Annotated in this window: 5 protein-coding genes and 3 pseudogenes; 4 read left to right on the top strand and 4 right to left on the bottom strand. The window is 60.1% G+C overall.

From position 1 onward, the window contains the following. Nucleotides 1-1,883: 1,883 nt before the first annotated feature. From IVB50_RS01040 to IVB50_RS01050, 3 genes and pseudogenes are all read left to right on the top strand, one after another. Complete coding sequence (locus IVB50_RS01040) at nucleotides 1,884-2,126, top strand: Dabb family protein (RefSeq protein WP_247294003.1); 243 nt, start codon at nucleotides 1,884-1,886, stop codon at nucleotides 2,124-2,126. A gap of 97 nt (nucleotides 2,127-2,223) precedes the next feature. Further along, a pseudogene (gene pabB, locus IVB50_RS01045) lies at nucleotides 2,224-3,616 on the top strand (aminodeoxychorismate synthase component I). Beyond that, nucleotides 3,613-4,191 (top strand): aminodeoxychorismate/anthranilate synthase component II, encoded by a 579-nt coding sequence (locus IVB50_RS01050; protein ID WP_247293999.1) that lies wholly within the window; start codon nucleotides 3,613-3,615, stop codon nucleotides 4,189-4,191. The pseudogene pabB and the gene IVB50_RS01050 overlap by 4 nt, the downstream one beginning before the upstream one ends. A gap of 340 nt (nucleotides 4,192-4,531) precedes the next feature. Here IVB50_RS01050 and xopAD read toward each other — a convergent pair whose 3' ends face one another. Next, on the bottom strand, nucleotides 4,532-12,937 hold the full coding sequence (xopAD, locus tag IVB50_RS01055; RefSeq protein ID WP_346771293.1) for a XopAD/skwp family type III secretion system effector: 8,406 nt from the start codon (nucleotides 12,935-12,937) through the stop codon (nucleotides 4,532-4,534). A 758-nt stretch (nucleotides 12,938-13,695) separates the two neighbouring features. After that, a pseudogene (locus IVB50_RS01060) lies at nucleotides 13,696-13,889 on the bottom strand (DDE-type integrase/transposase/recombinase); the annotation flags it as partial. 114 nt (nucleotides 13,890-14,003) lie between these two features. Between IVB50_RS01060 and IVB50_RS01065 the strand changes: the two are divergent. After that, nucleotides 14,004-14,257: pseudogene (locus IVB50_RS01065) on the top strand (IS21 family transposase); the annotation flags it as partial. Between the two features lie 92 nt (nucleotides 14,258-14,349). Here the strand turns inward: IVB50_RS01065 and IVB50_RS42615 are convergent. Then, nucleotides 14,350-14,505: a hypothetical protein gene (locus tag IVB50_RS42615; RefSeq protein WP_346771294.1), complete on the bottom strand. Its 156-nt coding sequence runs from the start codon at nucleotides 14,503-14,505 to the stop codon at nucleotides 14,350-14,352. Nucleotides 14,506-14,905: 400 nt separating this feature from the next. Further along, on the bottom strand, nucleotides 14,906-15,322 hold the full coding sequence (locus IVB50_RS01075) for a hypothetical protein (protein WP_245288516.1): 417 nt from the start codon (nucleotides 15,320-15,322) through the stop codon (nucleotides 14,906-14,908). Between the last annotated feature and the right edge of the window lie 812 nt (nucleotides 15,323-16,134).

Raw genomic sequence — 16,134 nt, forward strand, 5'->3', positions numbered from 1 at the left:
CGTTGCTCACGATCGCCTGAAATCGCTGCTCACGATCCTCTGAAATCGTTGCTCACGATGCGCTGAAATCCGTGCTCACGATGCCGCGAAACGCGCATGTAGCGGCATATCGCGATCGATTAGTTCGATGAACCCCTGCCTGTCGGCCGAAAATTGCGTTGCGCGTATTCCGCGGTGAAATCCTTCAAACGAGCTCGGAGTGACCGCCGCGCCTTCGTCAAATGCAAGCATGGGAGTGCTTTCCAGCGCAGCAGATCGTGAAAGCTATGCAGACGCGCGTCTGCCGCCGCTAATTCGATGGCGTGTGGATAACCCGACCGTACAGACGTGTCAGGCGAGCCGCTTAGAGGCGTCGCTGACCTGAGGCGCCGGTGCGCTTGCCGTCGGCTTGCTGCTCAATTCGCAGCAGCCGTGGCAACCCAAGCGTCAGGCCATCGAAGACTCGACAGTTTGACACGGCCAGCCAAGTCATGCGATGCAAAAAGGGCTAAGCGGGGTTAAGGCGCAGTAGTGCGGTCGCAATCTAAGCGGCGGCCGCCATTGCGAGGTCAGCAGCTTCTGCTGCACACGTTCAAAGGCCATTACTATTCGTCGAAGACACGATTTCGTAACAACACCCCGCATTCCCTTGGTGCGTCTTTTCGTGGCGTCTTGTACTGGTTGTCAGCGCGATCGTTCTACCCGCCACGCCAATGCGTATGTCGGGTCGATACCGCAATAGGCGTCCGTCCCCGAACGAGAACTGGCAATTGCCAGGATCCCCCAGATACGTCCTTGCAGACAAGAGCGTCCTGCCAAGCGGGTCGCAGGACGTATGCCCGAAGGCGAGACAAAGCCAAGTGGCATGGGAAGTGCTAGCAGCGACAAACAGCAGATTGCGCATGTCTTGCCTCCGCTAGGCTTTGCCTAAGGATAGACCATCGAATTACTTGTATTGATGTCAAGCAAATGGCAGCCGCGCTTCCCTGGGCAATCGCATCCACCGATGTACCAGCGCGTTGGGCTCTCACGCGCATGCAAGCAACGCGGTCCAAGTGAAGGCCGTCTAGGAGTGCTCGATCAGAACCGCGGCACCTCGGGCGGCCATTTTTTCCCAAAACTTGGCGAAGGCGGAGCAGCATTTCAGCGACTTTCCGGAAGGCAGCGCAGCCTTCCGGCGCGATGCAGCTGCGCGTTGGAAGCGCCTCCAGGCAAGCGTCTGCACCAGGTACTACCCTTCTTCGTTACTTCGCGACGAGCAGCGCCGAAACGATAAGCTCCTCCCAGGCGACATGTATGGCTAAGACTATCGCCACGTTCCGCGATTGAAAGTCGTTTCACGATCATCTCTCTGCGGTGATCAGCCGAAGAGCGGAATCAACCTTGAAGTCACGCGTCGATGTCATCGCTTCAGGGGCTGGCGGCGGCCTTCCCCCTTCTGTTTTGTGACCCAGCCTGTATTCAACGAAGGAGCGCATTTTGCTGCAGTTCTTATGCGCCGATCCTGCAAGTGAGACCGTTTCATGCACGAGATCCGCGCGAAGCTAATGACCGTCGACGGAAGCATCTGCTGAACTTGTCCTAGCGACTATGATCAGGCGGTTCCTTACTTCGATGCAGAATTTCGTCTCAGAGATTGTCTACCTTGCGTAATAGCGGAGGAAGAACAGCAAGCTAAACACCCGCCACCGCAATGGTGCAGGGCGCCTGCCGTGCAATGGCATCTGAACGGTTGCCCGAGGCTTGCAGACTTTGCGATGAGGCATCTGTCGCTTTGGGCGAAGTCAAACCGGAATGTTCGCGATCACCGACGGTCATCTATGATTCGACACATCGTATTCTTCACCGCAAAAGATTAGGCGCATGTCGACAAAATAGTCGACGGCCTTTCCGTATTCGCCAAAATCCCGCACGCACGCCGGCTTGAGGTCGCTCGCAACCGCAAGAGTGACCGGCCTGGCAACGAAATTGACGTGATCGTCTACGGTGAATTCGACGACGATGTCGAACTGGTAGCCTATAAAGCGCACGAGCTTTACCAGGAGTCGATCCGGCAGGTAAGACCGCTCCGAGAGCTACGTCTCGCGGCCGATTACAGCATGTCAACAGATGCGGAGCCATTTGGCAGGCCCTACCCGCCGGCGTAATTAACCTGGCAGGCACGTAGGGGTTTTTGGGTGCCCACGAGGCACGCCTTCGCCGGACGGGATTAAAATCGGCCATGTATCGCTGAGCGACAGACTAATGCATGTATTGGAATTGCAGTGGATTGAGCCCGTCACAGCCATGCGACGCCTCGCACATCGGAGGCACCTCACGTTCCTGGATAGCGCATCGAGACACGCGGTGCTCGGGCAGTACTCGTATGTGACGTGCGATCCCTTCATCACTTACATAATCGCGGACGGGAGAGGTATTTGCAACGGAGAGTCCATTGTGGGCGATCCGTGGGTGGCACTTCGCGCTCTGCTAGCCAACTATCCGCAAATGCATCGCGCCGATCTCCCGGCATTCCAGGGCGGCGCCGCCGGCTTTTTTGGACACGAGCTGAACAGGACGCTGGAGCGATTGCCGGTGCCGACCATCGGGGGGCATCGCTTGCCTCAGGCACTCCTACATCTTTACGACGTCGTGATAAGCTTCGATCATCGCCATGATAGATGCTGGATCCTTTCTACCGGGTGGCCGGAGCAGGATCCAGTTCGCCGGCGTGAGAGAGCTCGCCAAAGAGCCGAAGGATTTGTTGGGCTGCTTACAGTCTCAGCCCCTCCTCCTGATTTTAAACCAGGCGAGGCCGGCTCATGGCATTCAAACTTCAGTCGCCAGGGATACATCGCGGCGGTACAGCGCGTGATTGATCTCATTCTGTCGGGTGACGCCTTCCAGGTCAACATTGCGCAGCGTTTCAGCGCTCGCCTGGCGAACTCGTTCGATCCGATAGCCTTCTATTGTCAGCTGCGGAAAATGAATCCGGCTCCCTTTGCCGCCCTTCTTCGGTATGGCAAGCTCACCATTGCATCGAGCTCGCCCGAGCGTTTCCTAAAGTTTGACGGGCGACAGGTCGAAACGCGACCTATCAAGGGGACGGTGGCGCGTTCTGCTGATTGCGAGGAAGACCGGCGTCGCGCTGAGACGCTGGTACATTCGGAGAAAGACCGCGCCTAGAACACCATGATCCTCGACCTCCTGCGCAATGATCTCTCGCGCGTTTGCACGCCTGAATCAGTCCACGTCCCGTCCTTATGCAATCTCGAGTCCTATGCCTCACTGCACCATCTCGTGTCCGTCGTTACGGGTGAGCTAGCACACGGAGAGGATGCCGTAGGCCTACTTAGGGCCTGCTTTCCCGGCGGCTCTGTTACCGGAGCTCCCAAGGTACGCTCGATGGAAATTATCTTGGATATCGAGCGTGTGGCGCGAGAGGTGTATTGCGGGGCCATAGGCTACATAGGATTCAATGGACATATGGATGTAAATATTGCCATTCGCACCGTAACGATCGGCGACGGCCGGGCCGTCTTCCATGCAGGCCGGGATAACAGCAATGTCCGATCCGGCCGCCGAATATGAGGAGAGCCTTGCAAAGGCAGAGCGCATTTTTCGCGCATTCATTGCTGAAGACGCCGGTGCATCTTGATTGTCATTATCGACAACTACGACTCTTTCGTCTTCAACATTGCGCGATATTTTCGCAAGCTTGGTGCAGCAACACGTGTCGTCCGGAACGACGCGATGGATGTGAGCGAACTTGCTGACCTCAAGCCCCGCGCGGTTGTCATCTCCCCCGGTCCGTGCACTCCAATTGAGGCTGGAATATCGACAGCCGTCGTTCGTGAACTTTCGGGTCAGGTGCCAATTCTCGGGAATTGTCTCGGACACCAGTGCATTGGGACGGTGTTCGGCGTACGCGTAACGCGCGCCCGTCGTCCTATGCACGGTCGGTCCTCGTATGTCACACATGAAGGCGGCGGGCTTTTCAAAGAACTACCGTCTCCACTTCGTGTGGGGCGCTACCATTCGCTTATCGTCGAATTGGATCCTTCATCTGCCCGTCACCTGACGGTGACAGCACGCTCGGATGATGCGGAACTCATGGCCCTCGCCCATCGCGATCAACCAACATATGGCGTGCAGTTCCATCCAGAGTCGATACTCACCCCACAAGGGGACGTACTGTTCGCAAACTTCCTACGACTTGCAGAGCTTCCTTAAGGCGGCCGGAGAGGACTGGTGCAGCCATAGCGTTCGTTTCGGCTGTCGGACATCGAGCCGCGGTTCGTTTGAGGCGTCTGTGGCCGGCTCGGCGCCGAGGTTCGGAACTTTCCATTTGAATGTCGAAGGGTCCATCGGCGACATGGGGCCATCGGTAGCCTTAAAGACGGCCTCGGCCATGGGGACTTTTGGGGTCGTGGAGGCCGAGGCCGCTGGAGGCGCTTGAACCTTAGAAGGGCCAAGCGAGCGCGAGCTTACTCACAGGCAAAATGGCTGTTCTGTTCGCTTCCGCACATCGGCGATACCATTCCGGTCAAGAACCGCACGGGGGAGCTGCGGCTCACCCTGGTTTTGCGCGGTGTGAACAAGTCGCCGCGATAATCTCTCTTGCCTCCGTTGACCCGGCGATCTCGGGCATTCTTGATTCATCGAAAGCTCGCAATCCAAATGCCGCAGCGGCACCGTCCTTACGATCTCCTTCGGCTCCCCAGTGGGGTATGCCCAGGGCGCCGTCGGGGATCGCAATCTCTGTGCAAACCTCTCTCGTCCGCTGCACCAGTTTCTCGGCCTCAGCTTGCTCCAAAGCATCCTCCCTTGATTGCCGCCGCAGCCTGCCGAGAATTTTATAGCTGTCGTGATTGGCAAGCTTGGCTTGATAGCTGCCTGGCGTGTGGAACTCCACTTCGAAGCGATAAGAGTCCGCCGTGGTGAGCACTGTCTTGATGCCGACGAAAGTCGGACTGCGCATTCTGAACCAGTTGGTTGTCTGGCGTTCGGTGTAGTCCCGCTCCTCGAAGGCCAGCATGGCTTTCTTGAAGGCACGTGTAAAATCCTTGTCAGGAATTTCTAAGACGTGGCGTACCGCGTTGCTGAAGAGCTGTGGGGCGCTGCTGGGTGGGATGCTCATGCCGGTGAGCTGATCTGTCATGGAGGCATGCGATTTCAAGCGGCGCTCCAGATGGGGCATCTTCACCTCGATGCCGGCTTGCGCAAGGATTCCGGCAACCTCGCGTGCCGCTGCGGTGATTTTCCTCTCTTCGGCTATAGCTCGGCCAGCCTCATTTTGGGCGCGTTCTGAGGCCTGCTCGCGGGTCAGCGTGATCATGTCAGCATCGTCGGCGGCTGGCCGGAGGCCGGACGGTTTGCGCAAAATGCCCTGCTCCGCAGCGAGTTTGATCGAGGTCTCCATGATTGAAGCCGCCAGAGTGGGGTTGTCCCTCAGATCCTCCAAGGTCGCATCGACATCAAACCTTCCGCGGGCGAGGGTCGCCGCCACGCCCTTGACGTAGGGCACGGACTTCAGGCCCGGCGTCTCGTAGAGGAGCCGCTGAAGATGACTGCTCTTCTGGAAAAAGAGGTTGGCGCCAGTATCGGATTTATAGGCGTCGGTGCCGACCTTGATGCCGAGGCTCAGCAAGTTGTTTGCGCTTTTTACGAGGTCGTCCGCATTGTAACCATCCGGGCGGGGATCGATGCGAGCAGGATAGTGGTCGAGTAAAAGCTGGATGCGGTCTCGTGGCTGAGGCGTTGCCGGATAGGTCTCCGCCAGATCCGGGAAAAGGTTGCAGAGCCTTGCGCTGAGGCTCGGGTTTGCGGCGTTCGAGCTTTCGATTATTTCGGGCAGGGGTTGCTCATTCGGCTTCACTGCCCATGCCGCTAGGTTGTCGACGAGCAACTCGGCCATTTCGCGAGCAACCAGATGTTTGGCGACCTCAATCTCGCTCCTCGCTCTCGCAAACGTGTTCTGGATATCTTGGCTACTCACCTCTTCCTGGCCCAACAGCTGACGGATCTCTCGCCTGAGCTCGTGGTGAACGCCCTCATAGGTGCCAAAGACAGCACGCTCGGCAAACCAGCGTTGTGCTTCATGGGATTGAGCCAGAAAGTTTCGCTGCAGGCAGCTATAGGTTCCCAGGACATCCTGCGTGGCGGCGAGGATCTGGCGGGCGCGACCGAACTGGTAATTGTCGCCCTCAAGCGCCGGGGTATGCGACTTTGGCGGCTTCAGCGACGGAAGTCCGAGAGCTTGCTCCTTGCGATCGAACTGGCGCACATGCTCATAAAGCTGCGGCCGGTCGCCGACGATGACGACGGTGTCCCCGTCGAAGTCTCCGTCAAGTTTTTTCTGTTCACCGATCGGGACGGCAACCAACGAGCCCGGAGCGAACACCTCGGTAGCCTGCAGGATGCCGACGCACTCGAGCGGCGTGTCCACCTTGGCGCGGTCCTTGCTCGAGGTCCAGCTCGAATGGCATTTGACGTCCTCGGCAGACAACACCAGCCCACGGTCGGCGTAGCCGGCCGGCCACATCTTATCCGGCACAACCATCAGAATGCCTTTGGCAAAAAAAGTCGGATCGTCGCCCGCCAGTTCCTTCCCCGACTTCTGCGCGACATTGAAGCTGTATTGGATGGCTGTGCAGTTTTCGAGGAACACAGCGGTCGGGTCCCCCTCAACGGCCGACTTGACTCGCTCGGCGGCAAACGGGCGCAGATTGGGCTTGTCGTAGGGCGAGCGCCCGATCAGCACGCCGCTCGCCCCCATCAACGTCTCGCTCTTGAGCGTCGGCACATGGAGACAGTCATCGCTGGACGGTACGGCAACCGCGCCGGGACCGTCGATGTGTCCGGCCGTCACGGTGCGAAACAACTCTTCAGACGTCAACTCTCGCCCTTGTCTGCTCTCGAGCCAGGTTTTGGCCTTCTCCCGCGCCTCATCGGTCACCGGCTCGCTTCGGGGATAGTGTTGCAGCGCCGATGCGGGAACGGACATTCTTCTTCCCTCAGCAAAGGCAGGCACCCGATCAGGACCTTCCTGTCGGCGGGCGCGATTTACAGCTGGCATACGGTTGGCCAGCGAGGCCTTGATAAAACCGCAACCATCATGCGGCCGCAAGGCGATCGGGCCTTCTGGCCCAGTCAGCTTGAAGGGATGCTCCTCGCTGGCAGGACGGTCCGGCAGCAGCGACAGTTTGAAGGCGCCCTCCAGCGCGTAGTCCCGAGGACCTAGTTCCTTGATTGCCGGCGGCGCGGCAAAACCCCTGCGCTGAGTGTAATAGTATGCCTCTTTGAAAGGGGCCCAGGCACGTGACAGCTGCTCGAACGCTGTGCCCGGCGCCGTTTCGGCATACGGAATCGCCAGCAGCTTTCCCCCGGAGGACTCTGCCCTCGCCACACCTGGAAGGCGGCCGGCGATCTGCGACACGGGCTTTTTGGGCGGCTTTAACTTGCTTCCGCCGAACAGGTCCATGCGGTATGGCACACCCTGGACGGTGACCGTACGCGCCAGCATGAACGCGCTCGGCTTTCCTGGCAGCTGGACCGCGACGACGGGCAAAACCCCGGAGGTCAGGCGATGAAAAATCGAATAGCGTGTCTCGGGCTCCGTGGCCACTGGCCGGCCCTGCATGTCCACCACTGACAACTGCATAAGTCCCGCGTCACCCTGCGGAGGTCTGGGCTCGTGGGCCATGGTTCGCAACACCTGATGGACGTCGAACACGGACGCTGGATGTTGGGCCTGGACCGTCGCCGCATTCTGCGCCAAGAACGTGTCCAGCGCATCGACCGGACTCTCCGCCGCGATCTCCGCCATCAGGTTCCAGCTCATGTTGGAAAGATCGCCTTCGACGAGGCCGCCCGTTTTGTCCAAAATCTCCTTAGTCTTGCGCTGCAGCTCTTCCTGCCTCACCCGCAAATCGGACTTCTTGCCTTCGACATAGGGCCGGCGGAACAATGCCGCGAAAACCGCACGGGCCTTGAGCGTTTGATAGATCGACAAGGCGGGGCAACGGCTCGAGTACGGCCCTCGGGCTCGCTCGGCATCGCTTGCTTTGAGATGCCCCTCGATCTTGTGCTCGACGATCGGTTGAATGTCGTTCAGCAAGTTTAAAGCCCGCCTCCGGTGCCAGCGCAGGTGCGGGCTGCGCGCCAGCGGCAGGAGAGCGACGCAGAGAGTACCCATGGTTTCGAGGTCGTTCTCAGCGGCAAAGCCAGGGGCACGATGCAGTTCCGCCAGCCGGTCTAACCCCGTGCGTGCGAGCAAACCGAGATCGTCAAACAATTGAGCCTTAGCCAGCGCTTTGAAAATCATGGCGATGTTCAGAACCTGGGTCTGCTCCAGGCGATCACTGGCATAGTGAAGGTAGTGGGCCATACCGTGCAGCCGATTCTTCAGCAGAGCGGTCTCTATGATCTCTCCAGTGCCCTCTCCCCTCGTGACACCTCGCCCGAGAGCATTGGCTATCATGCTGAGCTGAGTTGTGGTGAACGCTCCGAATCGGAGGTCTCCCGAGCCGAGTTTGCCCGCTATGTCCATTATCGCCCCATGGCACACCGCCTCTTCCGGCCACTTGCTAAAGCCGTTCACCAGGATCGCCAGTTCCCGCGGAGTAAAATCAGAGAGCCGGTTGTCACGGCGAGAGACCTCGTTGGCAATCGCGACTGTGGCTTGGCGAGCGTCCTGCTCTTGCAGCCACTTGCTGAAACCGTTCACCAGGTTCGCTAAACCCTGCGGAGTGAAATCAGACAGCCGGTCGGCGCGAAGGACCTCATGGGCGATTACAACGGTGGCCTGACGTGAGTTCTCCTCTTGTGGGCACTTGCTAAAGCCGTTCACCAGATTCGCTAGGTGCTGAGAGGTAAAATCGGAGAGCCGGTCGGCGCGGCGAAGCACCTCACCGGCGATCACAACGGTGGCGTGACGTGAGTTCTCCTCTTGTGGCCGCTTGCTGAAACCGTTCACCAGGTTCGCCAGACCCTGCGGATCAAACCCAGAAAGCCGGTCGGCGCGGCGACAGACCTCACCGGCGATCGCCAGCGTGGCTTCGCCACAGCCCGTCTCGTCAGGCCACTTGCTGAAACCGTTCACCAGGTTCGCCAGACCCTGCGGATCAAACCCAGATAGCCGGTCGGCGCGGCGACAGACCTCACCGGCGATCGACAGCGTGGCGTCGCCACAGCCCGTCACATCAGGCCACCTGCTGAAACCGTTCACCAGGTTCGCCAGACCCTGCGGATCAAACCCAGACAGCCGGTCGGCGCGGCGACGGACCTCGTCGGCTATTTCAATTATAGCGCTGCAGCAGTCTGTCCTTTCCGGCCACCTGCTGAAGCCGTTCACCAAGCTCGACAAGTGCCGGGGAGTAAAACTGGAGAGCCGGTCCGCTCGGCCAGCGCGGCGACGAACCTCGTTGGCGATTGCAAGTATAGCGTCGTTGCACTTCACCCCCTCGGGCCACCTGCTGAAGCCGTTCACGAGGTTCGACAAGTGCTGGGGAGTAAAATTGGAGAGCCGGTCGCCGCGGTGATGGACGACCTCGTCGGCGATTTGAACTATAGCGTCTCGGCAGTCCTGCGGCCACTTGCTGAAGCCGTTTACCAAGTTCGCCAACGCCTGTGGATCAAAATCAGAGAGCCCGACATCGCGGCGGCCCGCGCGGTAACGGACCTCGACGGCGATTTGAACTATAGCATCTCGACAGTCCTGCGGCCACTTGCTGAAGCCGTTCACCAGGTTCGCCAACGCCTGTGGATCAAAATCAGCGAGCCAGACATCGCGGCGACCCGCGCGGCGACGGACCTCGACGGCGATTGCCCTCATTGCACCGCGACACTCCGCCTCTTCCGGCCACTTGCTCAAACCGTTCACCACGGTAGCCAAGTTCTGCGGACTAAAGTCAGAGAGCCAGACATCGCGGCGGCCCGCGCGGTGACGGACCTCGCTGGCAATTGCCCTTATAGCACCGTGACACTCCGCGTCTTCCGGCCACTTGCTCAAACCGTTCACCACGATAGCCAGGCTCTGCGGACCAAAATCAGAGAGCCCGGGAGCGCGGCGGCGAATCTCAGCGGCAACTGCTATTGTGGCCTCACGAGAGTTCTCCTGTTCCGGGCACTTGCTGAAGCCGTTGACCAGCAGGGCGAGACTTTGAGCGTTGAGCTCCGAAAGTGCTCCGCGTTGCTCACGAAAAAATCTGGCGATTCGGATCATTCCATTGCAACATTCCGCCGCCCCGGGATATCGACTGAACGACAATACGAATAGGGAAAGCGTTTTGCTTTCGACGTCGTTTAGCGCATTGCCGAGGCTCGACACCTGAGCTGCCATGGCCCTGCAAGCTTCCACGCCTGCCTGACCTCCAGCCTCCCGGCTCATCGTGTTGCATGAGGTGGCGTACCCCCATGTATTCCGGGCGCGGATATCTTGTTCCCATCTTGGGACAAATTCGCGTTTGAACTCGGAAGCGGCCTTTTGCAGGAATGTTGCGTGGTCCGCTCGACCCTGCAGCTTCCTGTCATACTCCACCACAGCGCATGAGAATTTAGTGATGTCGCCAGCGAAGGAAATGTCATGTAAAGCGTTACTAAGTAGTTCCGAGTATCCACGCTTGAAGCTCTGTTCGGCTACATGGACGAAACGCCGCCTTCCCGGTCCTGCACCCGGGTCGGTCTCCGTTTGCCTATGGGGTGGCACCGTGTCTGGTTGCCAGCTTCTGGATCCTTTATTGCCGAGCCAGGGTTTGCCATCAGAACCTAAAGAAGTTTCTTCTCGACCTGGCGCTCCACCCTCCGGCAATGGGGGAAAACCGCACCGTCGCGCAGTGGCTTCACGTGGCGCAGCACCCAGGATCCGATGTGCGCCAACGGAGGGTCCGGAAGATCTGTCGCCAAGGGCATCATCGGCACCGCGCGCAATGCGAGCGAAGGACGTCCTTCTATCTTGAGGCCCAGAGTGCATCCGCTCGATGGAATCGAACGATTGGCTGCCTTCCCCAGGGGCAAGACTTGATTCCGGGTTCGCCGCCTTCGCCAGTCCCTGCGCCTCGGACAACTTCATCTTGAGCCGGACTGTTTTCTCGTGCACTTCGTGCACATGCGCAGGCGTGAGCAGGCCGCGTCGACCAGGCTCTTCCAGCGGGTCCAGACAGGCCTGCATCTCGGCGGGCTGCGTCTGCAGGCGCTCGACCACGATGCCCACTACGTGATCGGCGTCCTCGGGCTTCATCTGGCGCGCTTGCGAGACGGTCCTTTGCTGACCAGCCAGATCGAACTGCAATAGTTCGTCCGACCGCTTGACCAGTGGCGCCAACGCCTCCGTCGATGCCGGGGCCTGCCAGACCGCCGAGTGTGCCGCCGCCGACGACGCACTCGCATGCGCCTCCTTGGCGCTCACAAGCTTCTTCGTACCTAGATCCGAGCGCACGAGAACCTTGTCCGCTGGCGCGGTGTCGCTGTCGCCCGCGGCGACTTGCGGCTCGGGCCGCCCGGCCGAACTCGCGGCATCAGCAGCCGGCTTGCGGTTGCCTTTCCCCTCCCTGCGCGCAGCGGTGCCTTTGGCCGCCGCTGCCTTGCCGGCAGTGTCGGCCGGTACCGTAGCGCCAGCGTCGGCCGGGGATGCAATGATGGCTGACGTTTTCAGCTGCAGTGCCAGGAAGTGCATGACCTCGTGCGCAGTGATCCGTGCGTCGTCTACGATCTGGCCCAACAGTTCGAATGGGAGGCTGGCACCTGTTCGGTTATCGCTTAGCTTGGCAAGGATGTCGTCGTGCAACGCCAACGCAAATTCCGAAAGCCGTTCCATGACTCCTTCCAGAACGGTGCAGTGCTCTGCGTCGAGTGCCGCTCCGTCGTTGTGCAGAACGGCTTCCTCCGTCGAGAGGAATGCCGGATAAACATCCTGGACAAAGGTCCCGAGCAGATGCACCCCCCCGTTCTCACCCATGAGGGCGTCCCTCACGGCCGGTTCAAACGTGCTCGCCTGAGACTCAATCATAAGCTGCATGAGCGCAATCCGCGATTGCAGACGCATGTACCGCGCATGAAGTACCAAGCCGGTATTCAGGCGTAGTGCGGCCTCTTCGGGCTTCCGCATCTCGGCCGTCGTGCTTGGCAAGTTGGCGGTGGCCTCGCAGACGGACACCATCCGTTCCGAGCGCAACAGCTTCTTTCCCCACCACTCCACGCAAGCCGCATGCTCCTTCGCCACACTGGAAGCCACTCGGCTCAGCTGGTCGGGGGTAGCGTTGGATTCGAAAATCCGCTGCAACAGGTCTGCCGAATTCTTTCTGCGGTCTTGCAAGGCGGCGATAGTCGATGAGGCCAGTGCGTTGCATTGGTGGGCCGCATCGAGCACGGCATAGCGGTATCGACGGACCTCAGCGTCCGACAGAATGCTCCGCGCCACGGCCGGGCGCAGCCTCGCGTAGTACTCCAGAACTGCCGAACCTGCTTTGATGAACCGATCGCTCAGCTCTTGCGCCTCCTCCGAGTTCTGGGCGTGCATGGCCGCATTACGGCAAGCGTCAAGTTCCTCAACCAGGCGATCCATGTGCCGCCTTGTTGCGTTGATTTCTTCCTCTGACGAGGAAATGGAGACTGCCACACCCGAAGTTGGCGGCTGGCTGGTGACCGGCGTCGTGTCTCCACCCTCCGACACTGAGGGAAAGCCGCGCCGCCGTGCAGTGGCTGCACGTGGCGCAGCGGCTGCCCGTGCCGCAGCGCCTAGGATTCGATCTGGGCCAACGGAGGGACCGGAAGACCTGTCGCCAAGGGCATCGTCGGCACCGCGCGCCATGCTAGCGGAGGGCGTCCCTCTATCTTGGGGCCCAGAGCGCATCCGCTCCACGACGGAATCGAACGATTGACTGCCTTCCCCAGGGGCTAGGCTTGAGTGCGAGCGTGAACTGCTCGATCCGGCTCCAGCATCCCCAATGCGCGATCTGCCAGATCGGCCAATGCCCGTCATATTCCATCTCTGATAAAAGGGGAGAATCGCTGCTTATGATGTTGCGGGCTGATGTCGCTCAACCATGGTGCATCAAGCCTTTGGCCCATAAGTGCAATCGCCCAGATGGCGCATGGCATGAGGTCTGAGGAACCTGCGGCATGTTTTCGTCAACCGTCATGGTCAGCCCGGACCCGAGACGGCGCGGCCTACTCCTGGCCAAAGTACACGCCAGCAGCCCAAGATCGGCCGAGACTGGCACGCGATCGCATCACGCCGCACTCGCTATCCTCAGTTTTTCAGAGACAGAGTGGAGGTTTGATTGCGCGCTGCCATTCACCGGGGCCGTTCTTCGTCCACCTACGCGAAGATGAATTGTCGGTAGAACCACTCCGGCCAAATGCATCCGGGCAAACATGTTCGCGAATCTTTGGCTTCCTACATCCGTTTGCCCGGTGGCTCCCGACTGATTCGCTTCGTCAGCTTCGCCGCTGTAGAGGACATCGAACGAGGCACCAATTCGACCATACATGATGATTCGCAGCTCCTGCGTTTGCATTGGGTTCAGGCTGATGAGGCGCGGCAGGCCTAGATACACCGCCTGGCTGACGATTGGCTGACGAAGGCGTTCTCCCGGACCGATAAAGAAAATCCGAGACCTGGCTCAAGCGTTAATGAATCGGGCTGCGGCCTACACCGGCCGGCGAAGGCCGCAGGTCAGGCCGCCTGGGCCTGCGATCAGGCGCTGTCACCTTATCTAAGGAGCGGGAGCTGGCTTGGACGAAGAGATTACGGAAGGTTGAGAATATCGAGACGAAGCGCTGCAGGCTTCCCCGGCGAACGGAAGCCCTGCATCGTCCGCTCCCGCTTTCGCAGCGGCACATGGCAATTCTCGGCCCTATTGTTGAAGCCCCTGTGCGCGGTGCTCGGCATCCGGCATGACCTGCCGTTTCGTCGCTCAATAGGACCGCAGTGTGATTTTTCATGGAATAAGGACCCTGCTTGAGGGGTCGTTTTCATCCAAACGGGCCCCCTTAACGCAAGGGCGTGACACTGCTTCCGGTTTCATCGGAGGCATTTGTTTTGGATGTTGGTTGTGAAGCCGATTGCAAAGATGCGCCGGCTTTCGCTGGTTCAAATCGATCAAGCAGATCTGCCGGGAATTGAAGGTCTCTCGGGAGGTGGTCCGCAAGGTCCCTGCGTTCGGGGCAAACGGAGTTCCGCTACGTGCGCAAGCATCAGCCGTTGCATCGGCTGGGTGCATGGCGCGATGAGCTTGAGCGGCTTTTGGCGACCAATGCGACGAAGCCGTCGCCGGAACGGCTGACGCTGATCCGGATTTCTATCTTGTCGAGCCGGTGGCCTGCACGCCGGCGTCGGGCTGGGAGAAGGGCCAGGTCGAGAACCAGGTCTGGCTGTGCGCGAGCGCTTCTTCACGCCGAGGCTCCCTTCAAAAACCTGGAGGAACTCAACGCCTGGCTGCTCGACCATGCATCGCTGTGCGGGAAGGCCTCGCGAAGCCTGAACTTGTCCAGCGCGCGCAGCGACGACAGCCGGAGGATCGATTGATGACACTCGTTCGCCGGCATTGCCATTTCCGATCCGGACCTCAGTCTGCGGGCGATCGCGGCACAGCTCGAGACAATGCGGGAGCGGACGCCGGGCGGCGGCTGGCAATGGGCGGCCTCGTCGGTCGAGCATCTGCTCGATCACGCGGGGCGTCTCGGTTTAACGGTGCACGAACCCGCTGACGGCTGAAAGCAGGCATCCGCCGCCGTTCTCCTGCCCTCCCGTTTCGTCCTGGTGTGACAAATAAGGAGAAATTCTACTCTCCTTCTGGCGTAACGTCGGAGCCTGCCCACAAGCGCGGAAGACCGGCGTTGTGATTCCTGATGTTCAAAGCCTTCCTTGCAGCGCGGGGAAGTTCTCTATCGCGTGCTTGACGGCGGCATCGCCTTGGAGACTGCTGACGTCGATCCGTCCCTCTTCCTAGAGAGCATCAAGGAACGACATCTCGCCGCGATCATGTTCGAACAAGGGCGCCAGTCGTTCTTGCCATTCGGCCAGCACGAGCTCGCGCCAGGCTTCCGGGCGGCCGTCCTTGTCGAACATGTCGCTCTTCACGACGGTTAGCAATTTTCCGCGGAGTTCGTTGGCGTCGTAGCTATATCCGTCCAGCGAGGCCGTCCGCCAGTTCAGGTCCCGTGTGGCCGCCCCGATCGCGAGCGTAGCGAGCTTGACCTGTTTCCAATCCAGCCCGCGGACGTGCAGCAGGCGCCATGCGTCGTAGAGATCGCGCAATGCGCAGCGCGCGGCCATCGCGACGCTTTGTCCGGCTGCGATCTCGCGCAGATCCACGACTGGGATTTTCTTCGCGGTGTAGCCGCCCAGAGGAACGGAATTCATTAGCGACGTCCCGAAGAACGGCGTGCGGTACATGTAGTTGACGTCGACCTCGATCGTGCCGGGCCGCCGATGGGCCGTCCCAGCCGTTGCCCAGCGGTGTGCACGGAAATCGGCGTTGCTCAGTCGCGAAAGAAGTCACTGACAGGCACGCCGCAGCGAGATCGACGGCCGGCCGCTAAGCGCATCCGCGACCTGGCCAGACGACCTTTTGGGGTATCCCGCTTAGAGGCGGCGCGCCATTGAGAGGTGGTGCCGCAAACGGGGCAGAGCGGTCCACGCGAAGCTGACGAGACGCGTGCCGTCCCCGGTCGCTGCATAGGAGGAAAAAGAGCGCGACCGCCTTCCGATGGCCGGAAATCATGAGGGTTCCCCCTGGTTCGACAGCTTTGAGCCGGAACGGCGCTCCGGTTACTCCGAAGCTGCGGAATTTGCACACGCTGGCACCGCGATCGCAAGTGTGCTTGCCACGATGGCGATGGCAAGAGTGGATTCCTGAAGCGTTTTCACGGGCATCCTCTCTCGGACTTGTGAATTCATTGACTTCGCCCACTCATGCGGCGAGGGGAGCGATCAGAAGCTCAACTGGGGCGATCACAAGGGATTGAGACAACGGAGCTACCTCACTTGGCCGAGGCTCCCAATGCTGGCGCCAATAAACGGAAGCCCCGGCTTGGCGCGCGCCGCTCCCTTCAGTCTCGGACGTCTGCGGAGTCCACTCCCTCAGGGGAGAGTAGGCCAAAATACAACCATAGTCGCAGTACAGAACAGAGAGCGGCGGCACAGAGCGCCGGCCGACTGCTGCGGCCCGACTG

The sequence above is a fragment of the Bradyrhizobium sp. 87 genome (assembly GCF_023073015.1).
Lineage (GTDB): Bacteria > Pseudomonadota > Alphaproteobacteria > Rhizobiales > Xanthobacteraceae > Bradyrhizobium > Bradyrhizobium canariense_D.